Source organism: Pseudomonas sp. zfem005 (assembly GCF_032621735.1).
GTDB classification, from domain to species: domain Bacteria; phylum Pseudomonadota; class Gammaproteobacteria; order Pseudomonadales; family Pseudomonadaceae; genus Metapseudomonas; species Metapseudomonas solani.
The window spans coordinates 51,981-75,899 of record NZ_JAVYJE010000004.1 but is presented as its reverse complement, the minus strand read 5'-3'; the positions used below and the strand labels follow the sequence as shown (position 1 = coordinate 75,899).

General features: G+C 68.5%; 21 protein-coding genes. 14 read left to right on the top strand and 7 right to left on the bottom strand.

Annotated elements, in window-relative coordinates; genetic code table 11:
• Positions 1 to 93: 93 nt before the first annotated feature.
• From RTW82_RS09945 to imuA, 3 genes are read right to left on the bottom strand one after another with little or no spacing between them, the layout of a single operon-like run.
• The gene (locus RTW82_RS09945) at positions 94 to 3,171 is read right to left on the bottom strand and encodes an error-prone DNA polymerase (protein ID WP_316924990.1); all 3,078 of its coding nucleotides are present in this window, start codon (positions 3,169 to 3,171) and stop codon (positions 94 to 96) included.
• Positions 3,168 to 4,583 carry a DNA polymerase Y family protein gene (locus RTW82_RS09940; RefSeq protein ID WP_316924989.1) on the bottom strand — a complete coding sequence of 472 codons (1,416 nt, stop codon included), beginning with the start codon at positions 4,581 to 4,583 and terminating at the stop codon, positions 3,168 to 3,170. The genes RTW82_RS09945 and RTW82_RS09940 overlap by 4 nt, the downstream gene beginning before the upstream one ends.
• 1 nt (position 4,584) lies before the next feature.
• Positions 4,585 to 5,196: a translesion DNA synthesis-associated protein ImuA gene (gene imuA, locus RTW82_RS09935; protein ID WP_184490398.1), complete on the bottom strand. Its 612-nt coding sequence runs from the start codon at positions 5,194 to 5,196 to the stop codon at positions 4,585 to 4,587.
• Between the two features lie 262 nt (positions 5,197 to 5,458).
• Between imuA and RTW82_RS09930 the strand changes: the two genes are divergently transcribed.
• The 10 genes from RTW82_RS09930 to RTW82_RS09885 all read left to right on the top strand — a co-directional run bounded on the left by RTW82_RS09930 (position 5,459) and on the right by RTW82_RS09885 (position 15,553).
• Complete coding sequence (locus tag RTW82_RS09930) at positions 5,459 to 6,499, top strand: GGDEF domain-containing protein (RefSeq protein WP_316924988.1); 1,041 nt, start codon at positions 5,459 to 5,461, stop codon at positions 6,497 to 6,499.
• Between the two features lie 184 nt (positions 6,500 to 6,683).
• Complete coding sequence (locus RTW82_RS09925) at positions 6,684 to 7,697, top strand: methyl-accepting chemotaxis protein (protein ID WP_410478793.1); 1,014 nt, start codon at positions 6,684 to 6,686, stop codon at positions 7,695 to 7,697.
• A 14-nt stretch (positions 7,698 to 7,711) separates the two neighbouring features.
• The gene (locus RTW82_RS09920; RefSeq protein WP_021221682.1) at positions 7,712 to 8,077 is read left to right on the top strand and encodes a response regulator; all 366 of its coding nucleotides are present in this window, start codon (positions 7,712 to 7,714) and stop codon (positions 8,075 to 8,077) included.
• A gap of 1 nt (position 8,078) precedes the next feature.
• Complete coding sequence (locus RTW82_RS09915; protein WP_316924986.1) at positions 8,079 to 8,405, top strand: STAS domain-containing protein; 327 nt, start codon at positions 8,079 to 8,081, stop codon at positions 8,403 to 8,405.
• Positions 8,406 to 8,419: 14 nt separating this feature from the next.
• A complete protein-coding gene (locus tag RTW82_RS09910; RefSeq protein WP_316924985.1) occupies positions 8,420 to 10,618 on the top strand; it encodes a chemotaxis protein CheA in 2,199 nt (732 codons plus the stop codon).
• 12 nt (positions 10,619 to 10,630) lie between these two features.
• A complete protein-coding gene (locus RTW82_RS09905) occupies positions 10,631 to 12,277 on the top strand; it encodes a methyl-accepting chemotaxis protein (RefSeq protein ID WP_316924984.1) in 1,647 nt (548 codons plus the stop codon).
• 10 nt (positions 12,278 to 12,287) lie between these two features.
• Complete coding sequence (locus RTW82_RS09900; RefSeq protein WP_184490392.1) at positions 12,288 to 12,797, top strand: chemotaxis protein CheW; 510 nt, start codon at positions 12,288 to 12,290, stop codon at positions 12,795 to 12,797.
• A complete protein-coding gene (locus RTW82_RS09895) occupies positions 12,797 to 13,606 on the top strand; it encodes a CheR family methyltransferase (protein WP_316924983.1) in 810 nt (269 codons plus the stop codon). Before RTW82_RS09900 ends, RTW82_RS09895 begins: the two co-directional genes overlap by 1 nt.
• Entirely contained in the window at positions 13,603 to 14,733 is a 1,131-nt protein-coding gene (locus tag RTW82_RS09890) for a chemotaxis response regulator protein-glutamate methylesterase (RefSeq protein WP_316924982.1), read from the top strand. Before RTW82_RS09895 ends, RTW82_RS09890 begins: the two co-directional genes overlap by 4 nt.
• A 175-nt stretch (positions 14,734 to 14,908) precedes the next feature.
• Positions 14,909 to 15,553 (top strand): response regulator transcription factor, encoded by a 645-nt coding sequence (locus RTW82_RS09885; RefSeq protein WP_316924981.1) that lies wholly within the window; start codon positions 14,909 to 14,911, stop codon positions 15,551 to 15,553.
• Between the two features lie 171 nt (positions 15,554 to 15,724).
• On the opposite strand, the gene RTW82_RS09880 is transcribed toward RTW82_RS09885, so the two are convergent.
• A complete protein-coding gene (locus RTW82_RS09880) occupies positions 15,725 to 16,447 on the bottom strand; it encodes a tyrosine-protein phosphatase (RefSeq protein ID WP_316924980.1) in 723 nt (240 codons plus the stop codon).
• A 297-nt stretch (positions 16,448 to 16,744) separates the two neighbouring features.
• On the opposite strand from RTW82_RS09880, the gene RTW82_RS09875 reads away from it, so the two are divergent.
• Positions 16,745 to 16,999, top strand: coding sequence for a hypothetical protein (locus tag RTW82_RS09875; RefSeq protein ID WP_021221691.1), 255 nt, complete (start codon positions 16,745 to 16,747; stop codon positions 16,997 to 16,999).
• A gap of 174 nt (positions 17,000 to 17,173) precedes the next feature.
• On the opposite strand, the gene RTW82_RS09870 is transcribed toward RTW82_RS09875, so the two are convergent.
• The gene (locus RTW82_RS09870; RefSeq protein ID WP_148304340.1) at positions 17,174 to 17,593 is read right to left on the bottom strand and encodes a hypothetical protein; all 420 of its coding nucleotides are present in this window, start codon (positions 17,591 to 17,593) and stop codon (positions 17,174 to 17,176) included.
• 288 nt (positions 17,594 to 17,881) lie between these two features.
• Between RTW82_RS09870 and RTW82_RS09865 the strand changes: the two genes are divergently transcribed.
• Positions 17,882 to 20,254: a glucose/quinate/shikimate family membrane-bound PQQ-dependent dehydrogenase gene (locus RTW82_RS09865; protein ID WP_316924979.1), complete on the top strand. Its 2,373-nt coding sequence runs from the start codon at positions 17,882 to 17,884 to the stop codon at positions 20,252 to 20,254.
• Positions 20,255 to 20,257: 3 nt separating this feature from the next.
• Positions 20,258 to 21,421 carry a lactonase family protein gene (locus RTW82_RS09860; RefSeq protein ID WP_316924978.1) on the top strand — a complete coding sequence of 388 codons (1,164 nt, stop codon included), beginning with the start codon at positions 20,258 to 20,260 and terminating at the stop codon, positions 21,419 to 21,421.
• Positions 21,422 to 21,424: 3 nt separating this feature from the next.
• Here the strand turns inward: RTW82_RS09860 and RTW82_RS09855 are convergent, their stop codons facing one another.
• The gene (locus RTW82_RS09855; protein WP_316924977.1) at positions 21,425 to 21,757 is read right to left on the bottom strand and encodes a four-helix bundle copper-binding protein; all 333 of its coding nucleotides are present in this window, start codon (positions 21,755 to 21,757) and stop codon (positions 21,425 to 21,427) included.
• A 278-nt stretch (positions 21,758 to 22,035) separates the two neighbouring features.
• On the opposite strand from RTW82_RS09855, the gene RTW82_RS09850 reads away from it, so the two are divergent.
• Positions 22,036 to 23,157 (top strand): mechanosensitive ion channel family protein, encoded by a 1,122-nt coding sequence (locus RTW82_RS09850; protein WP_316924976.1) that lies wholly within the window; start codon positions 22,036 to 22,038, stop codon positions 23,155 to 23,157.
• A gap of 1 nt (position 23,158) precedes the next feature.
• On the opposite strand, the gene RTW82_RS09845 is transcribed toward RTW82_RS09850, so the two are convergent.
• The gene (locus RTW82_RS09845) at positions 23,159 to 23,677 is read right to left on the bottom strand and encodes a CinA family protein (protein WP_316924975.1); all 519 of its coding nucleotides are present in this window, start codon (positions 23,675 to 23,677) and stop codon (positions 23,159 to 23,161) included.
• Positions 23,678 to 23,919: the final 242 nt, after the last annotated feature.

The window sequence follows — 23,919 nt, the reverse complement described above, 5'->3', positions numbered from 1 at the left end:
GCCGGCAACACCGCTGGTGGATGAAAAAAGCGCCATCCACCCTACACCCTCCTCATGCTCCAGCGGGGCTGGCGGCTTTCACTATGCCTACGATCAATGGAAATCCCGGCTGCGCACATCCAGCCCCGCCAGCAAGGGCGTGAGGTCGTGCAGGCGGCGGGCGATGAGGTGGCGCACGCCGTCCTTGCTCTCCAGGCGGCCATCCACCTGGAGCATCTGCGAGCCCACCAGCACGCGGCGCTGGCGTACGGCGATGTCGTGCCAGACCACCACGTTGACCATGCCGAACTCGTCTTCCAGGGTGACGAAGATCACCCCGCTGGCGGTCTGCGGGCGCTGGCGGCCCTTGACCAGGCCGGCGACGCTTACCCCCTGGCCGTGCTCGGTGGCGGCCAGGTCCCGCGAGCTGCGGCAGCGCCGCTTGGCCAGGGCACCGCGCAGCAGGGCCAGGGGATGGGGACCGAGGGTGGTGCCCAGGGTGTCGTAGTCGGCGTACAGGTCCTCGCCACGGCTGGGCAGCGGCAGGTCCACGGGCAATTCCGCCTGCTGTGGCAGGCCGGCGAACAGCGGCAGCTCCTCCTCCACCGCCGCCACCGCCCAGCGCGCCCGATGGCGATGGCCAGCCAGGCCGCGCAGGGTGCCGGCATCGGCCAGGCGCTCGCGGGCGCGGGCATCCAGGCGGGCGCGGTGGCAAAGGTCGGCCACGTCGTCGAAGGCGCGCAGGGCACGTGCAGCGGAGATACGCATGGCCGCCTCCTCGTTGAAGCCCTTGACCATGCGCAGCCCCAGGCGGATGGCCAGGCGCCCGCGCGCATCGGGCTCCAGGTCGCAATCCCAATCGCTGTGGCGCACATCCACCGGGCGCACCTCGATGCCATGGCGGCGGGCGTCCTGCAGCACCTGGTCGGGGGTGTAGAAGCCCATGGGCCAGCTGTTCACCAGGGCACAGGCGAAGATCGCCGGCTCGTGGCACTTGAGCCAGCTGCTGGCATAGGCCAGCAGGGCGAAGCTGGCGGCGTGGGACTCGGGGAAGCCGTAGCTGCCGAAGCCTTTGATCTGTTCGAAGATGCGCGCGATGAACTCGGGCTTGTAACCCTTCTCCAGCATGCGCTCGGTCAGGCGGATGCGATGGGGCTCCAGGCCGCCATGGCGCTTCCAGGCGGCCATGGAACGGCGCAGCCCATCGGCCTCCTCCGCTGTGTACTTGGCCGCCACCATGGCGATCTGCATCACCTGTTCCTGGAACAGCGGAACACCCAGGGTGCGTTGGAGCACCGTCTGCAACTCCTCGGAGGGGTAATCCTCCGGCTCCTCCTTGTTCCGCCGCCGCAAATAGGGGTGAACCATATCCCCCTGGATCGGCCCCGGCCGCACGATGGCCACCTGGATCACCAGGTCGTAGAACGCTTTGGGCCGCAGGCGCGGCAGCATGGCCATCTGCGCGCGGGATTCGATCTGGAACACGCCGATGGTGTCGGCGCGGCTGATCATTTCGTAGGTGGCGGCGTCTTTCTCAGGCAGTCCCGCCAAGGTCAATCTCCTCCCCCGATGCCGCTCGATCAGCCCGAAGCAACGGCGCAGGGTGGTGAGCATGCCCAGCGCCAGCACATCCACTTTCAGCAGACCCAGGGCGTCGAGGTCGTCCTTGTCCCACTGCACCACGGTGCGCTCGGCCATGCTGGCGTTCTCCACCGGCACCAGGGTGTCCAGCGGTGCTTCGGAGATGACGAAACCGCCCGGGTGCTGCGACAGATGCCGGGGAAAGCCGATCAGTTCATGGGTCAGCGCCAGGACGCGGCGCATCACCGGGCTTTCGGGATCGAAGCCGGCCTCCAGCAGGCGGTCCACGGGCGGTGCGTGGTCGCTCCAGCTGCCGCAGCAATCGGCCAGGGCGTTGACCTGGTCCGGCGGCAGGCCCAGCACCTTGGCGATATCCCGCACCGCCCCGGTGCCGTGGTAGGTGCTGGCCACGGCTGTGAGTGCGGCGCGGCCCCGACCGTAGCGGCGGAACACGTACTGCATCACCTCTTCGCGGCGCTCGTGCTCGAAGTCGACATCGATATCCGGCGGCTCCTTGCGCTCCTTGGACAGGAAGCGCTCGAACAGCAGGTTGAAGCGGCTCGGGTCCAGCTCGGTGATGCCGAGCACGAAGCACACCACCGAGTTGGCCGCCGAGCCGCGCCCCTGGCAGAGGATGCCTTTCGAGCGGGCAAAGCGGACGATGTCATGCACCGTGAGGAAGTAGCTCTCATAACCCAGCTCCTCGATCAGCGACAGCTCGTGCGCCACCGTCTCCAGCACCTTCGGGCTGGCGCCCTTGGGCCAACGCTTGGGGATGCCCTCGGCCACCAGATGGCGCAACCAGCTCACCGGCGTGTGCCCTTCCGCCACCAGCTCGCGGGGGTACTGGTAGTTGATCTCGCCGAGGTCGAAGCGGCAGCGCGCGGCGATCACCCGGGTCTCGGCCAGCAGCGCCGGCGGGTAGAAACGCTCCAGTACCGCCCGCGAACGCAGGTGCCGCTCGCCATTGGGAAACAGCCGCTGCCCGGCCTCGGCCAGGGTGCAGTGGTGGCGGATGGCGGTCATGCAGTCCTGCAGGGCGCGGCGGCCCCGGGCATGCATGTGCACATCGCCGGCCGCCACGGCGGGAATGCCCAGCTCCGCCGCCAGGGCCTGCAAGCGGGCCAGGCGGCTGGCGTCATCGGCGCCGCGGTGCAGTTCCACCGCCAGCCACAGGCGGCCGGGGAAGCGCGCGTGCAGCCAGCGGCCCTCCTTTGCGTCCGCCGCCTCGCCGGGCAGCCAGAGGGCCAGCAGGCCATCGAGGGCGTCGTCGAAATCCTCCTTCAGCAGGCGGTACTCGCCTTTCGCGGCGCGGCGCCGGGCTCGGGTGATGATCCGGCACAGGTGCTGGTAGCCGGTCAGGTTCTCCACCAGCAACACCAGGCGCGGGCCGTGCTCGATGGCCATCTCGCTGCCGACGATCAGCGGCAGCTCGCTGGCTTTGGCGGCCTGCCAAGCCCGCACGATGCCGGCCAGGGTGCATTCGTCGGTGATCGCCAGGGCGGCGTAGCCCTGCTGCTTGGCGCGCTCGAACAGCTCGGCGGCGCTGGAGGCCCCGCGCTGGAAGCTGAAGTTGGACAGGCAGTGCAGCTCGGCGTACCCGGCGCTCATGCGAACCAGCCCAGCAGGGTGAAGGGGCCGAGTTCCCCGGCCGGGCACCAGGCCCAGGCGCGGCGGCCGTCACGGGTTTCCAACTGGTAGTAATCGCGGCGCTGGTCGTCGCCATCCCACCAGCCGGATTCCACCCGCTCCGGCCCGGCGAGGATGCGCGGCGCGAACTCGCGCAGCGGCTGGCCCTCGCGCAGCAGCCAGCCGGGCCGTGGCGGCCCCTGCAGCAAGGGCCCGGCCAGGCCATCCACCCCCAGGCGCCAGGCATGTTCGGGGCGGTGGTCGGCGTGGGCCTGCAGGCCGCGCACGGCGTCATCTCCCAGGCGCGCGCGCAGGCGTTCGCGCAATTGCTCCCAGGGCAGGTTCTGCTGCGGGCGCGGGTCGAACAGCTCGCGGTGCTCGGGCACGAAGCGCGGCAGGTCACGGGCCTGCAGGCGCATGCCGCGCACCGGCGCCACCACCTGCAGCTGCTCCAGGCGGCCACGGGCCAGCTCGAAGAGCATCGCCGGGTCGCGCTCGGCCCCCAGCAGGCCCACCGGCACCTGGCTGTCCGCCTGGCTGGCGTGTTCCAGGTGCAGGACGAAGCGCTGCACGCCGCTGTCGCGCCCGGCGAGAAAGGCGGCCAGGTCGGCGGTGAGCCGGCGCAGGGGGAACAGCAGCGCCTGGTTGGATTCCACCTCGAAGTTCAGCTCGATACGGCCATTGAATTCATCCGGTGGCAGGTAGCAGTCCAGGATCACGGCACGGCTGCCCTGCAGTTCGTCCAGGTGCTGCAACACCCGCGCGGGGAAGCGCTTGGCCAGGGTGTCGCGCGGCAGCGCCATCACCTGTTTCAGGCGGCGCAACCCCATGCGCCCCAGGGCCGTGGCCACCTCGGGCTCGAAGCCGGCACGCTCCACCGGCAGGCGTTCCAGGGCCTCACGCAGGGCTGTGCCCTCGGCCACCGCCAGGCCATCGTGGGCGTTGGCCAGGATGCGCGCCGCCACCGGGTTGGGGGCCGCGACGATGCGATGGCGGAAGCCCAGCGCCGTCAGCTCTTCGCGCAGGCGTGCCTCGAAGCGCGGCCAGGGGCCGAACAGGCCGAGGCTGGAGGCGATCTCCACCAGCAGCACGCGGGGGTAGCGCAGGCTCACATGGGAGCTGAAGCCGTAGCCCCAGGCGGCGAGAAAGCGCTGCCAGTGCTCGATCTCCGCGGCGTCGTACTCGGCCTGGGCGAAGTCGCGGGTCAGGGCGTGGGCAGCGGTCAGGCCCATGCCCGCGCGCAGGCCCAGGGCCCGGGCGGCTGGGTTCACCGCCTGTAGCACGCGGCGCTGGGGCGTGCCGGTGAGCAGCGCCAGGGGCGCCTCGGGGTCGTCGCGGCGGCGCAGTACGGCGTCCAGGGCCAGCTGCGGCAGGAGGATGCAGGCCCAGCGCACGTCAGTGCCCCGCCAGGGCCAGGCTGGCGGCCGGCGCCAGGCCACCCCGGCACTTGAGCACCCGCACCCGGCCGGGGCCGTCGAAGGCCAGGCGCAGGGCCGCCGGCGAGGGGTTGTGCGCCTCCTGCTGGGGGCGATAGGCGAAGGCCAGGGTCTGCCCGGTTTCCGCCGCCACCTGCAGCCGGCGCAGGGCGCGGTCATCCGCCTGGCGTGGCCAGCAGAGCACCGCGCCGCAGCTGCCCGAGCGCAGGCATTGCTCGGCGGCCCAAAGCCCATCGCGGCCCTCGGCCTCGATCAGCACCAGCCAGCGCAGGTCCACCCCGGCGGCCTGCCAGGCCTGGGGATACGGCAGGTACGGCGCGCCCACCAGGGCCACGCGCTCGGCGCTGGCGGTGAGGCGCGCCAGGGTCGGCCAGAGCAATTGCAGCTCACCCAGGCCGGTGCCCGGCACGAGGATTTCGCTGAGCGCGGACTCCGGCCACCCGCCCGCCGGCAATGCCGCATCCAGGGCCGCATGCCCGGTGGGCTGGGCACCGCTCGGCTGGGTGCTGGCCTGGCCTTTCCAGACCCGGCGCTCGTCCAGCAGCGCATCGAGGGCGACCACGGCGCCCATCAGGCGTCGCTCCGGCTGGAAGCGCCCGTTACGGCAGGGGGAAAGGAGGCAGGCATGAAGGGCTCGGCATAAATAACTGTATTTATACACAGTAATCCAGTCCTATTCCTACGGCAATGCACGCCACTTGCCGCAGGACGGGCGGCCTGCCCCTGGCGCGAATGCCCTGTACAAAAAGTGAGCGGAACCGGAGGAAAGGCTAACGGGGCGCCAATGCCTTGCGATAGCCTAGGCGCTCACGGCATGCAGGATGAGCCCGTCGATGCAGCAGCCCCACGAAAGCGCCACCGGCCTCGAAGACGCCGACCAGCGAGCCCTGGTGCGGCTGATCTTCAGCTCCACCGCCCTGACCCTGGCGTGCTTCGCCGTGCTGCAGTTCATCGCCGGCAACCTCGTCCTGTCCTTCCTGGAAATGGCCACCGCGATCCTGCTCGGCTGGGCCTGCCAGCGCATCCGCCACGTACAGGTCCTCACGCCCTGGCTCTATGCCTATCTGCTGCCCACCTTCAGCTTCCTCATCTACATCATCGTCATGCCCGACGCTTCGCCCACGGCCTTCGTCTGGATCTACCTGATCCCGGTGCTCTCTTACCTGTTGCTGGGCAAGCTGCGCGGCTTTCTCCTGGCCATGCCCTATCTGGCCGTGGCGGTCATCGCCTACCTGCTGCGCTTCCCCCCGGCGGCCGACGCCAAGGGCCTGATCGACCTGGGCAACGCCATGCTCTGCGGGCTGCTGATCATGGCCTTCGTGCACATCTACGAGGCCCGCCGCGCCATCGCCCATGCCCAGTTGCGGCGCCTGGCCCACAGCGATGCGCTGACCGGCGTCGCCAGCCGCGACTTCTTCCAGCGCGCCCTGGAACGCAGCATCGAGGAGGCCAAACGGGGCGGTCTCAGCCTGGTGCTGGTGGTGCTGGACGTGGACGATTTCAAGCAGGTCAACGACCGCTGGGGCCACGATGCCGGTGACCAGGCCCTGCGGCACATCTGCCAGCGCCTGCAGCAACGCTTGCGCGCCACCGACCTGATCGGCCGCCTGGGCGGCGAGGAGTTCGGCCTGCTGCTGCGCGAAACCCGCCGCGACGCCGCCGCGCACCTGGTCGAGGCGCTGCGCCTCGACCTGCAACAGTCGCCCCTGCACTACGGCGAACAGCTCATCCCCCTCTCCGCCACCTTCGGCCTGGCCGAATGGCAGGTCGACGGCCATAGCGGCGACGAGCTCTACCGCCGTGCCGACAAGCGCCTTTACCAAGGCAAGGCCCTGGGCCGCAACCGCCTGGTGATCAGCGACTGCGTGCCCTGATCGCCCGCGCCATTTCCGCTATGACCGGATTCCCCTAGACGCCCCTAGGGATTTCCCCGATTTCGACGAAGCGCTTCACCTCCTATGGTTCCGGGTATCCATCCACTACCGGGACCTTGCCGTGCTGGCCTATTCCGTTCTCTGGTTCGCCCTTCTCCTCGGCCTCGCCGGCCTGGGGCTGGAGATGCCCTGGGTCGCGGGTGCCGGCATCGCCCTCGCCGCCGTCGCCGCCCTCCTCCTGCGCCCCCGTGCCCCGGTGGTGGTGGAAGCGGCGCCGGTGGATGTGGCCCCGCCGACCACCGATTGCCAGCCCCTGCTCGGCGCAGTGTTGCCCGCCTGGGAGCAGAACATCGGCCAGGTGCGCCAACTGGTCAGCGGCAATGTCAGCAAGCTGTTCGAGCGCTTCGCCAGCCTGGCCCAGCGCCTCGATCAGACCCTGCAACGCTCGGAAAGCGTGATCGGCGGCGCCGGGGTCACCGACAACCTGCGCCAGGCCCAGCAACGCCTGGACGAGGTCACCACCGCCTTCCACGGCGCCACCGCCCACAAGAACGAACTGCTGGCCACCATCGGCCACCTCAACAGCTACGCCAGCGAGCTGCAGAGCATGTCCAAGCACGTCCAGGACATCGCCAGCCAGACCAACCTGCTGGCCCTCAACGCCGCCATCGAGGCGGCGCGTGCGGGTGACTACGGGCGCGGCTTCTCGGTGGTGGCCGACGAGGTGCGCAAGCTCTCCAGCCTCTCCGCCGAAACCGGCCAGCGCATGGTCGAGAAGGTCGGCGAGATCAACCAGGCGATCCGCTCCACCGTCAGCGCCGCCGAGGAACTCTCGGTCAGCGAGGAGAACAACCTGCGCTACCTCGACCAGGTGGCCGGCGACATCATGCAGGGCCTCAGCGCCAACCTCGACGAGCTCACCGACACCTCCCGCGACCTGCAGCGCGACGCCCGCACCACCCAGGCGGACATCCAGGACATCATCGTCAGCCTGCAATTCCAGGACCGCTCCGACCAGATGCTCGACCACCTGCAGGGCGACCTGGAGCGCCTGCAACGTGCCCTGCGCGAGCAGGACCCGATCCTCGGCCAGCCGCAGCGCTGGCTCACCGAACTGCGCCGGCAGTTCACCACGGACGAAGAGCGCACCGGCCGCCACGGCCAGCCTGCGCAGAACAGCGAAGTCACCTTTTTCTGATCATTGGAGGCCCCATGGCCAAGACCATCCTGATAGTCGACGACTCCTCGTCGATGCGCCAACTGGTGAAGATGACCCTCGGCGGCGCCGGCCACCAGGTCATCGAAGCCGTCGACGGGCGCGACGCCCTGACCAAGCTCAACGGCCAGAAGATCAACCTGATCATCAGCGACGTGAACATGCCCAACCTCGACGGCATCGGCCTGGTCAAGGAAATCAAGGCCCACAAGGACTACCGCTTCACCCCCATCGTCATGCTCACCACCGAAAGCGAGCAGAGCAAGAAGGCCGAAGGCCAGGCGGCCGGCGCGCGGGCCTGGATCGTCAAGCCGTTCCAGCCGCAGCAACTGCTGGCGGCCGTCGAAAAGCTGGTGGGCTGAGATGTTCAGCATCGCCTTCGACACCGCCGCCACCCCGGCCCAGCTCACCCTGAGCGGCAGCCTGACCATCTACGAGGTGGCCCAGGCCCACGGCGAGCTGCTGGCCCTGCTGGCGGCCAATGCGCGGGTCGAGGCCTGGCGCCTGGACCTCGCCGAGCTGGAAGAACTGGACAGCGCCGGCGTGCAGCTGCTCCTCGGCCTGCGCCGGCAACTGGTGCTGGCCGGCAACACGGTCGAAGTGGTGAACCTGCAAGGCGCCGCGCTGGAAATCGTCAGCCTGCTGCGCCTGGACGTGCTGCTGCCCGGTGAGCAACCGGCTGCGGCCTGAACGGAGGCGCCCCCATGCTCAATGGTGAACAGTGGAGCCAGCTGCTGCTGGGCTTCATCGAGGAAGCCCGCGACCTCGGCAAGCAGGCCGAGGAGTACCTGCTGCAGCTGGACCAGCAGCCCGAGGACGCGGCGGCCATCAACGGCCTGTTCCGCGCCATGCACACCCTCAAGGGCTCTGCCGGGCTGTTCTCCCTTACGCCCCTGGTGAGCTTCACCCACCACCTGGAAAACCTGCTCATGGCGGTGCGCGACGGCCAGCGCACCCTCGACCCGTCGCTGGTGTCGCTGATGCTGCGCTGCCTCGACGAAATCGTCTCGATGATCGCCCTCATCGACCCGGAAACCGGCGAGCTGCCGGTGGACGAACAACACCAGACCGAACTGCTCGCCGCCCTCGCCGCCCACCTGGGCACGGCCGCGCCGGCGGCCAAGGTGCCGGGTGAAGCGGTGCCGCCGGCCGATGGCAACGTCGCCGAAGACGGCGCGTGGCACATCTCCCTGCGCTTCCATGCCGACCTGCTGCGCAACGGTTTCGACCCCATCGCCTTCGTCCAGTACCTGAGCCGCCTGGGCGATGTGCTTAACCTCCAGGTAATCGACGACGCCCTGCCGCCCCTGGCCGAGCTGGACCCGGAAAGCTGCTACCTGGGCATGGAGATCGACCTCCTCAGCGACGCCGCCAAGGCCGAGATCGAGGACGTCTTCGAATTCATCCACGACTTCTGCACCCTGCGCATCCTGCCGCCCAACAGCGCCCTGGACGACTACATCCGCCTGATCCAGGAACTGCCCGAAACCGACGAGCGCATCGGCGCCATCCTCGTCGCCAGCGGCCTGCTCACCGAGCACGAACTGGCCCAGGGCCTGGCCCTGCAGGCCGGTGCCGCCGAGCTCAAGCCGGCCCTCGGCGCGGTGCTGGTGGAAGAAGGCATCGTCGCGCCGCAGGCGGTCAATGCCGCCCTGGCCAAGCAGAAGAGCTCGCGGGAACGCAAGGTCCAGGAAAGCAGCCAGATCCGCGTCGCTGCGCACAAGCTCGACGAGCTGATCAACCTCGTCGGCGAGCTGGTGATCAGCGCCGCCGGGGCCCAGCTGCAGGCGCAGATGCACGGCAACGCCCTGTGCCTGGAAGGCGCGCAGACGGTCAACCAGCGTGTCGAGCAGATCCGCGAGGCGGCGCTGAAGCTGCGCATGATCGAGATCGGCGACACCTTCAACCGCTTCCACCGCGTGGTGCGCGACGTCAGCCAGCAGCTGGGCAAGGACATCCGCCTGGAAATCCGCGGCGCCGACACCGAACTGGACAAGTCGGTGATCGACAAGCTCGCCGACCCCCTCACCCACCTGGTGCGCAACGCCATCGACCACGGCATCGAATCCGCCGAGCAGCGCCTGGCCGCCGGCAAGAGCGCCGAAGGCCGGTTGAGCCTCAACGCCTACCACGAGTCGGGGATGATCGTCATCGAAGTGGCGGACGACGGCCACGGCCTGAACACCGCGCGCATCCGCGAGAAGGCCATCGCCCGCGGCCTCATCGACCCCCAGGCCAACCTGCCCGAACACGATATCCAGCGGCTGATCTTCGCCGCCGGCTTCTCCACCGCCGACAACGTCTCCGACCTCTCCGGCCGTGGCGTCGGCATGGACGTGGTGCGCAGCGCCATCGACGCCCTGCGCGGCAGCATCGAAATCGACTCGCGCCCCGGCCTCGGCTGCACCTTCCGCATCCGCCTGCCGCTGACCCTGGCGATCATCGACGGCTTCCTGGTGAGCCTGGGCGAGGAACACTTCGTGGTGCCGCTGGACATGGTCACCGAGTGCCTGGAGCTGGACGAGGCCCGTCTCGGCCGGCGGGCCTACGGCCACATCGAGCTGCGCGGCCGCCCCCTGCCCTGCATCGACCTGGCCGCCCACTTCGACCTGCCCAGCAGCAACCGCGGCCGGCGCAACATCGTGGTAGTCAGCCTCGGCCGGCGCCAGGCCGGGCTGATAGTCGAGGAACTGCATGGCGAACTGCAAACGGTGATCAAGCCCCTCGGCCTGCTCTTCGAACACCTGCGAGGCATCAGCGGCTCCACCATCCTCGGTTCTGGCCAGGTGGCGCTGATCCTCGATATCGCCAGCCTGCTCCAGCACCTGCAACAGAACGCGGACGCAGAACCGCGCGCCCTCGCCAACCCCGTACCAGCACGACCCGATCTTGCGGGTCAGTAGGAGAGACTCACCATGCAACTCATCCGCAACATGAAAATCGGAGCCCGTCTGATCGGCGGCTTCTCCCTGGTGGTGCTGCTCACCGCCGCAGTGGGCGGGCTGGGTATCGTCAACCTGCACAAGGTCAACGACCTCACCGACCGGATGTACCTGGGCGAAGTCGGTGCCTTGAAAACCATGATGAAAGGCAACATGGACCTCATCTACATCGGTCGCCACCTGCGCAGTCACCTGCTGGCCACCACCCTCGAGGAGCGCCAGCGCACCGCCGACCAGGTCGTGGAGGCGCTCCAGAGCGTGCATACGCACATCAATAACGCCCGGGACAGCTTCAAGAGCGAACAGTCCCTGGCCAAACTGGCGGAAATGGAGGCAAGCCTGGCGGCGTACGAGAAGGTCGTCCGGCAGATACTCGATCTGAGCAAGAACGTGCCGCTGGCCAGCAGCACCGAGTTCACCGCGCTGATGCCCGAACTGCGTGCCCATGGCAACGACGCCGACAAGCTGTTCACCGACCTGGTGAACCAGAAGGACGCCCGCGCCAAGGAGGCCAACGACACCATCACCGAGATCTACCTCGGCTCGCGCACCCAGATGATCATCCTGATGGTCCTGGCCGCCGTGCTCGGCTTCGCCATCGGCATCTTCGTCACCCGGTCCATCACCCGTCCGCTGAACAGTGCGGTGCTCGTGGCTGACAAGTTGGCCGAGGGCGACCTGTCGACCGAGATCGAGGTCGATAGCCGCGATGAGACCGGCCGCCTGCTGGCCTCCATGAAGCACATGACCGAGCGTCTGCGCTCCGTCATCAGTGACGTCCGCAGCGCTGCCGACTCGCTTTCCTCGGCCTCCGAGGAGGTCAGTGCAACCTCGCAGTCGCTGAGCCAGGCCGCCACCGAACAGGCCGCCAGCGTCGAGGAGACCACGGCCTCGGTGGAGCAGATGTCCGCCTCCATCGCGCAGAACACCGAGAGCGCGCAGATCACCGACGGCATCGCCGGCAAGGCCGCCAACGACGCCGTGCAGGGCGGCCAGGCGGTGGGCGAAATGGTCCAGGCCATGAAACAGATCGCTGACAAGATCGGCATCATCGACGACATCGCCTACCAGACCAACCTGCTGGCCCTCAACGCCGCCATCGAGGCCGCCCGCGCGGGCGACCATGGCAAGGGCTTCGCGGTGGTCGCCGCCGAAGTGCGCAAGCTCGCCGAGCGCAGCCAGGTGGCCGCCCAGGAGATCGGCGGCGTCGCCAGCAACAGCGTGCACCTGGCCGAACAGGCCGGCGCCCTGCTCGACCAGATCGTGCCGAACATCCAGAAGACCTCCGACCTGGTGCAGGAGATCACCGCCGCCTCCCAGGAACAGACCACCGGCGCCGCGCAGATCAACATCGCCATGGGCCAGATGAACCAGATCACCCAGCAGAACGCCTCCGCCTCCGAGGAACTGGCGGCCACCGCCGAGGAGATGAACGCCCAGGCCAGCCAGTTGCAGGAGCTGATCGGCTACTTCCGGCTCGAAGCGACCACCGTGCGGGCAATCTCGCCCGTGCGCATGGAGCGCCCCGCCGCCGTGCGCGAGCTACGTCGGCCCAGCACTGCCGTGGCCCGCAAACCCCAGGCTCCGGCCGATGAAGGCCACTTCGTCAACTTCAACTGAGGGAAGCGGCATGATCGAACTCCAGGCAATCCTGGCCAGCGAGGCAGCGGAAAGCGTTCAGCACCTGTCGTTCCGGGTGCGTGACGCACGCTATGCGCTGCCCATCGACCTGGTGCGGGAGATCATCGAATACGGCCAGGTCACCACCGTGCCGATGATGCCGCCCTTCATCCACGGGGTGATCAACCTGCGCGGCAACGTGGTGCCGGTGCTGGACCTGGCGGCGCGCTTCGGCCAGGACCTCAGCGTGCCTAACAAGCGCACCTGCATCGTCATCATCGAGCTGGACCTGGACGAAAATCACCAGCGGATCGGGCTGGTGGTAGATGCGGTGGACGCGGTGCTGGACATCGAAGCGGGCCAGGTGGAACAGCCTCCCCCCTTCGGCGCCGGCATCCGCACCGACTTCATCGCCGGCATGGCCCGCGACGAGCGCGGCTTCACCATCATCCTCGATGTGCGCCGCGTGCTCTCGCTGGACGACATCCGCCAGCTGAGCCTCGCCCAGCAGGCCGGCTGATGCCCACCAGCCACCTGCCCAAGCTCAGCGACAGCGACTTCCGGCGCCTGCAGCAGATGATGCTGGAGGCCTCGGGGATCCGCATGGCCGAACAGAAGCGCACCCTGATGGCCGGCCGCCTGATGGGCCGCCTGCGCGCCCTGGAGCTGGACAGCTACGGCGACTACATGAAGGTGCTTGACGACCCCGCCTCCCAGGAGGAGCGGCGCACGGTCATCGACCTGCTCACCACCAACGAAACCTACTTCTTCCGTGAGCCGCAGCACTTCAAGCAGCTCGGCGAATGGGTCACCCACCAGCGCCGCCCGCTGCACCTGTGGAGCGCCGCCAGCTCCTCCGGCCAGGAAGCCTTCAGCATGGCCATGACCCTGGCCGAGAACGCCCGCACCCAGGACTGGTCGATCTTCGCCAGCGACCTCAGCCGCCGCGTGCTGGAAAAGGCGCGCCTGGCCACCTACCCCATGGAGCAGGCGGAGAACTTCCCCACCGGCTGGCTCAAGCGCCACTGCCTCAAGGGGGTGGAGGAAAGCGAGGGGCTGTTCCGCATGAGCCAGGCCCTGCGCCACCGGGTGACCTTCGCCGAACTCAACCTGACCCGGCCGATCCCCAAGGAGATCGGCCCCTTCGACGTGATCTTCCTGCGCAACGTGCTCATCTACTTCGGCCAGGAGGAAAAACGCGCCATGGTCGCGCGCCTGGTGGAGCGCCTGCGCCCGGACGGCCTGTTCTTCATCGGCCATGCGGAAAGCCTGCATGGCTTCAACCTGCCGCTGCGTGCCGTGCGGCCTTCGGTATTCCAACGCACATGAGCCCGCTCAGCAAACCCGCCCCGAACCCGATCAAGGTGTTCATCGTCGACGACTCCGCCCTGGTGCGGCAGGTGCTCACCGCCTGCCTGGACAACCACCCCGGCATTCAGGTCATCGGCCAGGCCGCCGACCCGCTGTTCGCCTTGGACAAGATGCGCAAGCAATGGCCCGACGTGCTGGTCCTGGACGTGGAAATGCCGCGCATGGACGGCATCACCTTCCTGCGCAAGATCATGGCCGAGCGGCCGACGCCCTCGATCATCTGCTCCACCCTCACCGAAGCCGGCGCCGCCATCACCCTGGAAGCCCTCGCCGCCGGCGCCGTGGGCGTGTTCACCAAGGCCCGCCAGGGGCTCAAGGACAGCCTGCAGCAGCTCTCCGGCGACCTGATCCGGCAGATCGAACTGGCCGCCCGCAGCCGCCCCCACGCCATGCCGCGCAGCGCGCCGCCGCTACCGCCGGCCAAGGCCACGCCGGCAGCGGCGCCGGCCGAACCGGCGGCACGCCCCACCGGCTACGCCACCACCGACCGGGTGGTGGCCCTGGGCACCTCCACCGGCGGCACCCAGGCCCTGGAAGTGGTGCTGCGCCAGTTACCGGTGGATTGCTCCGGCATCGTCATCGTCCAGCACATGCCGGAGAAATTCACTGCGGCCTTCGCCCAGCGCCTGAACAGCGTGTGCGAGATCGACGTGCGCGAGGCCCGGCACATGGACCGCGTGCGCCCCGGCCTGGCCCTGGTCGCCCCCGGCGGGCACCACATGCAGCTCAAGCGCAGCGGCGCGCAGTACTTCGTGGAGGTGCTCGACGGGCCCCACGTCAACCGCCACAAGCCTTCGGTGGACGTGCTGTTCCGCTCCGTCGCCCGCCACGCCGGGCACAACGCCCTGGGCGTGATCATGACCGGCATGGGCGACGACGGTGCGCGGGGCTTGCTGGCAATGCGCGAGGCCGGCGCCCGCACCGTGGCCCAGGACGAAGCCAGTTGCGTGGTCTTCGGCATGCCCAAGGAAGCCCTGCGCATGGGCGCCGCGCAAAGCACCGAACCCCTGTCGAAACTTTCCGAAGTCATCATTCGCTACTCACGGGGGCAAACACCCGACAAGACCGCCGAAGCCGCCAAATAGAAGGCCGCAACCCCTGAAACGAGCCGGCAGGATGCTGGCCCGGTGCTACCGTCCGTCCGGTCGATCCGGGCGAACCTTCGTGTCGGATGCTACTCCGTACCTGTAGGCCTGCTCTTTTTCAGGGCAGCCTGCACTTGGAGTAATGCATGAACGACGCGTTGCGCAAGGAGCGCCCATGACCTGTCGCCTGTTGCTGGCCGACGACCACGCACTGATCCGCGTTGGCGTCCGCGCCATGGTCAACGACCTGGAGGGTTACGAAGTAGTTGGAGAAGCGGAGGACGGCGAGGAAGCCGTCGTGATGGCCGAGCGCCTGAAGCCGGACATCATCCTCCTCGATATTTCCATGCACGGCGTGGACGGCCTGGAGGCCCTGCAACGCCTGGGTACGCGCGTGCCCGAGGCCCGCGTGCTGATGCTCTCGATGCACACCGACGCCGAGGTGGTGCTCTCCGCCCTGGAGAAAGGCGCCTACGGCTACCTGCTCAAGGACGCCGCCATGGTCGAGCTGGCCCTCGCCCTCAAGGCCGTCGACCGGGGCCAGCGCTACCTCAGCTCGGCCATCGCCCAGCCGGTGATCGACCAGGCCCTGAACCGCCAGCATGGGAGCGAGGACCCCGGGCTCACCCAGCGCCAGGTGGAAATCCTGCGCCTGATCAGCCGGGGCGCCTCCACCCGCTCCATCGCCGACGGCCTCGGCCTCAGCGTCAAGACCGTGGAGGCCCACCGCGCCCAGATCATGAAGCGCCTGGACATCCACGATATCCCCGGCCTGGTCCTCTACGCCGTGCGCAAGGGCATCATCAGCCCGGACGATTGAACCCAGCCGCACGATGGTGAGGGCCGTGTAGGGTGGATGTCGCTTTTTACATCCACCAAACGGAGCTGCCGGCACCTACGGATTGCCGCCGAGCCACGACGCCCCTCAACGCAGCCGCGTAGGGTGGGCCGGGCGGCGCTCCGCTTCAGCCCATCGCTCCTCCTCCGCCTTCTAGGAGTCCGCACGCCCCTGCTCGACGGCATCGCCCTGGGCCACCTCTTCGTCCGGCCCCTCGCCGAAGGTGGCCCGCAACCAGCGCCCCACCTGGCAGGCGGCCAGGGCGCGGGTGCTGCAGGCGCCGCTGTCCAGGGCCTGGCGCAGGGCGTCGATATCAGCGCCCTCGACATAGGCGATGGCATCGTCCATCTGCCGCGCATCGCCGAAGCCGCCGGCCTTCATCTCCGCCAGCGCATCGGCACGGCTCCAGCCCTGCACCACGGTGCGGTACATGGCCGCCATCAGCCCGGTGCGATCGCGACCGTGCTTGCAGTGCATCAGCACCGGCCCCTGGGCTTCGGCCCGGCGCAACACCCGCAGCACGCGGAGCACATCCACGTCATCGACCCGATCGGCATGCAACGGAATGCTCACCCGGCGCACCTGGGCATCACCCAGCCACTCGGCGTCGTCCTCCTTGATGAAGCTCACCACCGTGCGCACGCCCAGGCGCTGCAGATGCGGCAGGTCGCGGGCATCCGGCAGTGCGCTGCGGAACAGCGAAGGGGTCATGCGGTACAGGTTGAAGCCCGGGTCCAGCGACACCGCCCAGGCCTGGCGCGACAGCATGGCCGCCGGCTCCGGCACCTGGCTATTGCCCTGGGCCAGCGGCACGGCCAGCGAAGCGACGGCCAAGAGGCCTGCGAAAAACAGCGAGAGTCGGGGTCCGGGCGTCATGGCGCATCCTCCAGAAGATGGCCATACCCTGGAGCAACACCCGTAAAGGCTGGATCAAGAAGACGTGAAAAATTTGTCGGTTGGCGGCGATGACCGATCGCGAACCCAGCGCGCACGTGGCGACGTGCTTTCGTAGGATGGGTCGGGCGGCGTTCCGCGAGCGAAGCGAAACCCATGGGGCGGAGCCCACCCACCAGCCCAGCGCACATGCCATTTCACTGGATGTCCGACAATCGCCACACCACGCCGGGCCAAGCTGATCTAGAATCAGCGACGGTCCCCACCGCAGTCCCGTTCATGGATATCCAAAGCCGCACCCTGCTCCTGCGTTCCCTCCTTGCCCAGCTCAGTGAGGACGCCCCTCGTGATGCCGCCGTTCTGGAAGGCGACCCTGCCCGGGTCATGATCGGCTTGCGCGATCTCGCGGAGCTTGGCCTGATCAGCGGCCAGCTGTCTCACGGTGAGCAGAGCGACGGCCAGGGCCTGCTGCTGGTCAGCGCCACCGGCATCACCCTCACCCGCCGAGGCGCGGCCTTCAAGGCTGAACCCTGATTCCCCGCCCGGCTCGTTGGGCACTTCTAGAAACTACCTGCGTTGCCATCGCGGCGTTAAGAACAGGCTCGTGCGCGAGTCCGATCAAAATGCTCATTTACACGGCGTAACCTGCGCTTTTTCGCCTGTTTTGCCTTGCATTGACGGCTTCGCCTACGTTGTTAGAGGCACCCGTCAGTTGGCCGAAGACAGCTCCGTGCCCTTGCTCGCAGCCATCGACTCATAGGGACGGTTGTCGAACTGGCGGTACTTCTCCAGCCACGCCGCATAGGCCTGGCCATTTCCCGCGTAGCTGCCGGTGCTGGAATAGCGCAGGCCATCCGACCCCACCAGGCGCCGTTCGATCATCGCCGGGTAGGCCGGGTGCTTGCTGGTGGTGAACAGGTAGACCGAGCCGTCGCGCTCGTTCTTGACGATGGTCACCAGGTCCGACGACGAGTAGCGGACCTCCGGCAACGCCAGCGCCTCGTCGAAGGCCGCCTGCCACTGCTGCACGCTGATGGGCTCGGGGAGCGGCTGCACGGACTTCTGCTCATCGGCGACGGTTTCGCCCGCGCCGAACAGGCCGAGCAGCATTGCGAATAACTGGTTCATGGTCTTGCTCACCAGGAAAGGGATCACAGAGGTTCAGAGGGAGGCTGGACGAGGACGGTTCAGGGAAAATTCGCAGGCCAGGCACGCCGGGCCCTCCAGCCAGGCTGGAAGGCGTGGCGCACAGCTAACCCGAAGCCCATGACGGATTGATGACCAAATGCCATCCAGCCGGCCTGGCGCTGAACTATTCACCCCGGCGGGGTTCGATCTCTTCAGCGAGGCCACGCCATTCGCGCGATCCGCCTCCCGCAGCTACACCCCAAATAACCCCCTTTTGGAGGACCGCCCATGTCCACCCCCGGCGCCCGTCCATCGCCCCTCGCCCGCCTGCTCGCCTTATTCCTGCTGCTGCTCGGCCTCGCGTTGCTCATCGGCGGCATCCGCCTGGTCTGGGTCGGCGGCTCCTGGTACTACCCGCTCACCGGTGGCGCCCTGCTGGTGGCCGGCTTCCTGCTGTGGAAAGGCCTCGGCTCGGCCCTGCTGGTGTTCGCCGTGACCTTGGCCGCCTCCACCGCCTGGGCGCTCTGGGAGGTGGGCCTGGACTGGTGGCAACTGGTGCCGCGCCTGGCCCTGTGGTTCGGCATCGGTGTGCTGTTGCTGCTGCCCTGGACGCGCGGTGGCCTGGCCGGCGGCACCTCGCGGGCCAATGGCGGTGCGCTGCTGATGGCGGTGCTGCTGGCCGGCGCCGTGGCCTTGCTCAGCCAGTTCACCGAGCCCCACAACCTGGAGGGCGAGATTGGCCGCGGCAACCCCCTGGCAGTGCAGAGCGAGCCGCCGATGCCGGAAGGCGACTGGCAGGCCTACGGGCGCAGCAACGCCGGCGACCGCTACTCGCCCCTGGGCCAGATCACCCCGGAGAACGCCCATAAGCTGGAACTGGCCTGGAGCTACCGCACCGGCGACCTGCCCGGCCAGGACGACCCGCAGGAAACCACCGCCGAGAACACCCCGCTCAAGGCCAACGGCATGCTCTACGTGTGCACCCCGCACAGCCAGGTGATCGCCCTGGACCCGGACAGCGGCCGCGAGATCTGGCGCTTCGACCCGAAGATCAGCACCCAGAACGCCGACAGCTTCAAGGGCTGGGCGCACATGACCTGCCGCGGTGTCGCCTACCACCAGGAGGACAGCCCCAGTGACAGCAAACGCTGCGAGCGGCGCCTGTTCCTGCCCACCGCCGACACCCGCCTGATGGCCCTGGACGCCGATGACGGCAAGCCCTGCGAGGAATTCGGCGACAAGGGCTCCATCGACCTCACCCGTGGCATCGGCAGCTTCACCCCGGGCGGCTACTACTCCACCTCGCCACCCGGCGTCAGCCGCGACCTGGTGATCATCGGCGGCCATGTCACCGACAACATTTCAGAAGACGAGCCCTCGGGCGTGATCCGCGCCTACGACGTGCACGACGGCCACCTGGTGTGGAACTGGGATGCCGGCAACCCCGACGACACCGCCCCGCTGCCCGATGGCCGCACCTACACCCGCAACTCGCCGAACATGTGGTCGGTGATGAGCCTCGACGAGAAGCTCGGCCTGCTCTACCTGCCCATGGGCAACCAGACCCCGGACCAATGGGGCGGTCGCCGAACCAAGGCCTCGGAAACCTACAGCGCCGGGGTCACCGCCCTGGAGATCGCCACCGGCAAGGTGCGCTGGACCTTCCAGATGACCCACCACGACCTCTGGGACATGGACGTCGGCGGCCAGCCGAGCCTGGTCGACCTGCCGCCGCAGAAGGCCGGCGAGGCCCCGCGCCCGGCACTGATCGCCTCCACCAAGCAGGGCAGCCTCTACGTGCTCGACCGGCGCACCGGCGAGCCCATCGTCCCGGTCAGGGAAACCCCCGTGCCCCAGGGCGCCGCCAAGGGCGACTTCACCGCCCCCACCCAGCCCATGTCCGCACTCAACCTGATGCCACCGCCCCTGCAGGAGCGCGACATGTGGGGCGGCACGCCGATCGACCAGATGCTCTGTCGCATCGCCTTCCGCTCCCTGCGCTACGAGGGCATCTACACCCCGCCCTCCGAGCAGGGCAGCCTGGTCTACCCCGGCAACTTCGGGGTCTTCGACTGGGGCGGCATCGCGGTGGACCCGGAGCGCCAGATCGCCTTCCTCAACCCCAGCTACATGGCCTTCACCTCGAAATTGGTGCCCGAAGGCAGTGCCACCGATGAACCTGCGCGCAAGAGCGAGATCGAAGGCGTACAGCCGAACAAGGGTGCGCCCTTCGGCGCCCTGTTATCGCCGCTGCTCTCGCCCCTCGGCCTGCCCTGTCAGTCGCCGCCCTGGGGCTACGTCGCGGCCCTGGACCTGGCCACCATGAAAGTCGTCTGGAAACACAAGAACGGCACCGTGCGCGACAGCTCGCCGATCCCCATCCCGCTGCCCATGGGCGTACCCAGCCTGGGCGGCAGCGTGATGACCGGCGGGGGCGTCGCCTTCCTCGCCGGCACCCTCGACCAGTACCTGCGCGCCTACGACGTGCGCAATGGCAAGCAGCTCTGGGAAGGCCGCCTGCCCGCCGGCGGCCAGGCCACCCCCATGAGCTACACCGGCAAGGATGGCCGCCAGTACGTGCTGGTGGTCGCCGGTGGCCATGGTTCCCTGCACACCCGCCAGGGCGACTACGTCCTGGCCTTCGCCCTGCCCAAGGAATGATCGATGCCGCGTAACGTCCCACTGCTGTTCTGCGCCATGACCCTGCTCGCCGGCTGTGCCGGTCGGGCGCCCGTCGACACCTCCCAACTGCTGGTGGGCTGTAGTGGCGAGACCTGCCCCGGCATCCAGCGCTTCGCCTTCGACGGCACCCAGGGCCGGCTGACGGAAAAGCCGCTGCAGACCCTCGCCAGCGCCAACCCCTCGTGGCTGGTACTTTCGCCGGATGGCCACCAGCTGTTCGTCACCAACGAGAACCCGCCCAAGGGCCGCGACCCGGCCGGCCAGGTCAGCAGCTTCGCCATCGGCGAAGGTGACGAGCACAGCCTCACGCCCCTGAGCCAGGTGGCGAGCAAGGGCGCCGAGCCCACCCATGCCAGCCTCAGCGAGGATGGCCGTTTCATCTTCGTCGCTCATTACGGCAGCAAGCCCACGCCCGGTGGCAGCCTGGCGGCCATCCCGGTCAGCGCCCACGGCACCTTCGGCCCGGTCGCCCAGCTGGTGCGCCAGCCTTTCTCCCGGCGCGGCTCGCAGCGCCAGGGCTCCTCGCACATGCACGCGGCGGTGCCGGCCGGCGACTTCCTCTTCGTCACCGACCTGGGTGCCGACAAGGTCTACGCCTACCGTTACGACGGGGATAAACCGAAGAAGCCGCTGCAGGCGGCCAAGCCCGGCGCCTTCGCCCTGCCCAAGGGCAGCGGCCCGCGCCACCTGGTGTTCGACCGCAGCGGCAACCGCGCCTACCTGACCCTGGAGCTGTCCAACCAGATCGCCATCCTCGGCCGCGACGAGGCCAAGCTGGAACAGCAGGGCCTGGTGGACCTGGACCCGCCCGGTGCCAACGCCCAGGGCGATCGCCGCCTGGGCGCCCTCCACCTGTCGCCGGACGGGCGCTTCCTCTACGTCGCCCGTCGTGGGGTGGAGAACCAGATCGTGGTCTATGCGGTGAGCGCCGCCGACGGCAGCCTCAGCGAGGTGCAGCGCCACGCCAGCGGGGGCGATGAGCCGAGGGAATTCACCTTCGCCCCGGACGGGCGTTTCCTGCTGGTGGCCAACCAGAAGAGCGACAGTCTGGTGGTGTTCAGCCGCGACCCGCAAAGCGGCCTGCTGGTGGAGCAGGTGCAAACGGTCAGCACCCCGGCCCCCAGCGCGCTGCGCTTCGTGCCCTGAGCCTCAGGCAGCCAGGGCCAGGCCCTGGCATTGCTGCGCGCAGTCCTCGCAGACCTGGGCCAGCCGCTGGCAGTGCGCCAGGTCATGGCGCCGGCATTCGGCGGCGCACAGCCGGCACATGCTTGCGCAGAACTTGCCGAAGCCCACCACCTGGGCGCTCTCGCGCTCCACCAGCTCCTGCATCAGCAGGCAGCTATCCGCGCATTCGCGGCTCAGCTCGATGCAGCGTTCCAGGTACTCCCCGCCCTCATCCAGGCGACTCGCGGTCACGCATTGCGCGCATTCGTCGGCACACACCAGGCAGGCATCGGCACAGGCTTGGGCTTCGGCATTCATAGGCTTCTCCAGGCAAGGGGCTCCTGTACTTCGGCCGCGCCGTTGCGCGGCGGTTCAGGAGATTTATCTGACTCATGGAACCGTCGGATTCGTAGCCCGGGCTTCAGCCCGGGGATGCGAGGGGGATGAGGGCTGGGCGCGATGCGGCGCATCGCTGGGCGACTGAAGTCGCCCCTACAGTCGCCGCAAGCGCCACAAGAACGGTCGGGGCAATCCACCCGAACCCATCATCGGGCTTCGGGTCACTAACAGGGTTACCGCGATCCCGGAGGTTTCCCATGCTCGAAGACTGGCTGCCCTACCTGCCGCTGCCGGAGCTCAAGGCCCTGCTCACCGCCGCAGCGGTGGTGCTGATCCTGAGCCTGGTGGCGCGCGGCGTGATGCGCGTGCTGGTTCGCCTGGCCAAGCCGGTGCTGTTCCTGCGCGAACTGCTGCAGCGCGTGCGCCGGCCGCTCTACCTGCTGCTGCCTCTGCTGGGCCTGCAGACGGTGTGGAGCGCCGCCCCCGACAACCTGCTGTTCATCGGCCCGCTGCGCCAGCTCACCTCGATGGCCATCATCGGCACCTTCACCTGGCTCGGCCTGCGTGCGGTGGACGCGGTGCAACAGGTGATCCTGCTGCACAACCCGGTGGACATCAGCGACAACCTGCGCGCCCGCCGCATCCAGACCCAGACCCGCGTCCTGGTGCGCACCCTGAGCTTCTTCGTGCTGCTGTTCGGCGCCGCCACCATGCTCATGACCTTCCCCACCGCGCGCCAGTTCGGCACCAGCCTGCTGGCCTCGGCGGGCGTCGCCGGCCTGGCGGTGGGCTTCGCCGCCAAACCGGTGCTGGGCAACCTGATCGCCGGCCTGCAGATCGCCATCACCCAGCCCATCCGCCTGGATGACGTGGTGATCGTCGAGAACGAATGGGGGCGCATCGAGGAAATAACCGGCACCTACGTGGTGGTGCGCATCTGGGATGACCGGCGCCTGGTGGTGCCCTTGCAGTGGTTCATCGAGAACCCCTTCCAGAACTGGACCCGGGTCAGCTCGTCGATCACCGGGGCGGTGGTGCTCTGGGCCGATTACGAGATGCCGCTGGACCCGCTGCGCCAGGAGCTGGACCGCCTGTGCAAGGAAGTGCCGCAGCTGTGGGACGGCCGCGTCAGCGTGCTGCAGCTGGTGGACACCACCGAGCGCTCCATCCAGCTGCGGGTGCTGGTCAGCTCCATCGACTCCTCCCGCAACTGGGACCTGCGCTGCTACCTGCGGGAGAACCTGCTGAACTTCATCGCCCACCGCTACCCGCATTGCCTGCCGCAGCTGCGCGCCGAACTGACCCGCAGCGAAGCGCCGGAGCTGGTCGGGCGGCACCCGGAACCCATCGTCGAGCCCGAGCGCCAGCCGCCGGTGTGACTCAGCCGTTGGCCGCCGCGCCTGGCAGCCGCGCGGCAATGGCCTGGTGCAGGCGCTCGTAGTAATAGGGCAATTGCAGCAGCACATGCTGGGCGGCGGCCTCGCGCACCTGGTTGCGGTCACCGTCGAAGCGCAACTGCTCGCTGACCACCCAGGGCTCGCCGTCCATCAGCATGGCGCAGGCGACGCACACCAGGCCGTCCAGGGGGCCTTCGGCTTCGGCCAGGCCGGTGTTGGCCAGGGCCACGCTGGCCTCGCTGTTGGCCAGGGCGCCCAGGGCCATCTCCCGCGCTACCTCTTCGCTGGTCAGCCCGTAACGGGCGATGGTCGCCGGGTCCACCCCCAGGCACTGCTGCTTGGCGGTGGGCGAATAGGCCACGTAGCCGCGGTCCAGCACCGCGCCACAGCCGGGCACGCCGGCCAGCAGGGAGGCCATCAGCCCCCCGGTGCAGGATTCGGCGGTCACCAGGGACAGCTGGTACTTCTCGAGGAAACTCACAACCTGCTCGACGCTCTGCATGACGGCCTCCGGGTATCGCTGTACCTGTTGTAGAGGCTAGGAATACCCCCGCGCCCCCGAGTTCCCCCAATCCACCGTCCCAGGCGACGGGCGCGCATGTCGTGGGAGCGAATTCATTCGCGATGCGGCAGCCGACGACAACCGCCATCGCCAAAGTTCCCCGACAGCCGGCTGGAAGGAAAAAAAGTCGAAACTTCTCCGCGCTGCGTCCAGTCAGGGTTTATGTGGGGATGTGACGTCTG

Bases quoted from the DNA above. Each gene is read 5' to 3' on its own strand.
- RTW82_RS09850 (WP_316924976.1), top strand. From the start codon at position 22,036: ATGCTCGAAGACTGGCTGCCCTACCTGCCGCTGCCGGAGCTCAAGGCC.
- RTW82_RS09910 (WP_316924985.1), top strand. From the start codon at position 8,420: ATGCTCAATGGTGAACAGTGGAGCCAGCTGCTGCTGGGCTTCATCGAG.
- RTW82_RS09930 (WP_316924988.1), top strand. From the start codon at position 5,459: ATGCAGCAGCCCCACGAAAGCGCCACCGGCCTCGAAGACGCCGACCAG.
- RTW82_RS09880 (WP_316924980.1), bottom strand. From the start codon at position 16,447: ATGACGCCCGGACCCCGACTCTCGCTGTTTTTCGCAGGCCTCTTGGCC.
- RTW82_RS09875 (WP_021221691.1), top strand. From the start codon at position 16,745: ATGGATATCCAAAGCCGCACCCTGCTCCTGCGTTCCCTCCTTGCCCAG.
- RTW82_RS09945 (WP_316924990.1), bottom strand. From the start codon at position 3,171: ATGAGCGCCGGGTACGCCGAGCTGCACTGCCTGTCCAACTTCAGCTTC.
- RTW82_RS09915 (WP_316924986.1), top strand. From the start codon at position 8,079: ATGTTCAGCATCGCCTTCGACACCGCCGCCACCCCGGCCCAGCTCACC.
- RTW82_RS09900 (WP_184490392.1), top strand. From the start codon at position 12,288: ATGATCGAACTCCAGGCAATCCTGGCCAGCGAGGCAGCGGAAAGCGTT.
- RTW82_RS09885 (WP_316924981.1), top strand. From the start codon at position 14,909: ATGACCTGTCGCCTGTTGCTGGCCGACGACCACGCACTGATCCGCGTT.
- imuA (WP_184490398.1), bottom strand. From the start codon at position 5,196: ATGGGCGCCGTGGTCGCCCTCGATGCGCTGCTGGACGAGCGCCGGGTC.
- RTW82_RS09925 (WP_410478793.1), top strand. From the start codon at position 6,684: ATGCCCTGGGTCGCGGGTGCCGGCATCGCCCTCGCCGCCGTCGCCGCC.
- RTW82_RS09895 (WP_316924983.1), top strand. From the start codon at position 12,797: ATGCCCACCAGCCACCTGCCCAAGCTCAGCGACAGCGACTTCCGGCGC.
- RTW82_RS09890 (WP_316924982.1), top strand. From the start codon at position 13,603: ATGAGCCCGCTCAGCAAACCCGCCCCGAACCCGATCAAGGTGTTCATC.
- RTW82_RS09920 (WP_021221682.1), top strand. From the start codon at position 7,712: ATGGCCAAGACCATCCTGATAGTCGACGACTCCTCGTCGATGCGCCAA.
- RTW82_RS09845 (WP_316924975.1), bottom strand. From the start codon at position 23,677: ATGCAGAGCGTCGAGCAGGTTGTGAGTTTCCTCGAGAAGTACCAGCTG.
- RTW82_RS09870 (WP_148304340.1), bottom strand. From the start codon at position 17,593: ATGAACCAGTTATTCGCAATGCTGCTCGGCCTGTTCGGCGCGGGCGAA.
- RTW82_RS09905 (WP_316924984.1), top strand. From the start codon at position 10,631: ATGCAACTCATCCGCAACATGAAAATCGGAGCCCGTCTGATCGGCGGC.
- RTW82_RS09865 (WP_316924979.1), top strand. From the start codon at position 17,882: ATGTCCACCCCCGGCGCCCGTCCATCGCCCCTCGCCCGCCTGCTCGCC.
- RTW82_RS09855 (WP_316924977.1), bottom strand. From the start codon at position 21,757: ATGAATGCCGAAGCCCAAGCCTGTGCCGATGCCTGCCTGGTGTGTGCC.
- RTW82_RS09860 (WP_316924978.1), top strand. From the start codon at position 20,258: ATGCCGCGTAACGTCCCACTGCTGTTCTGCGCCATGACCCTGCTCGCC.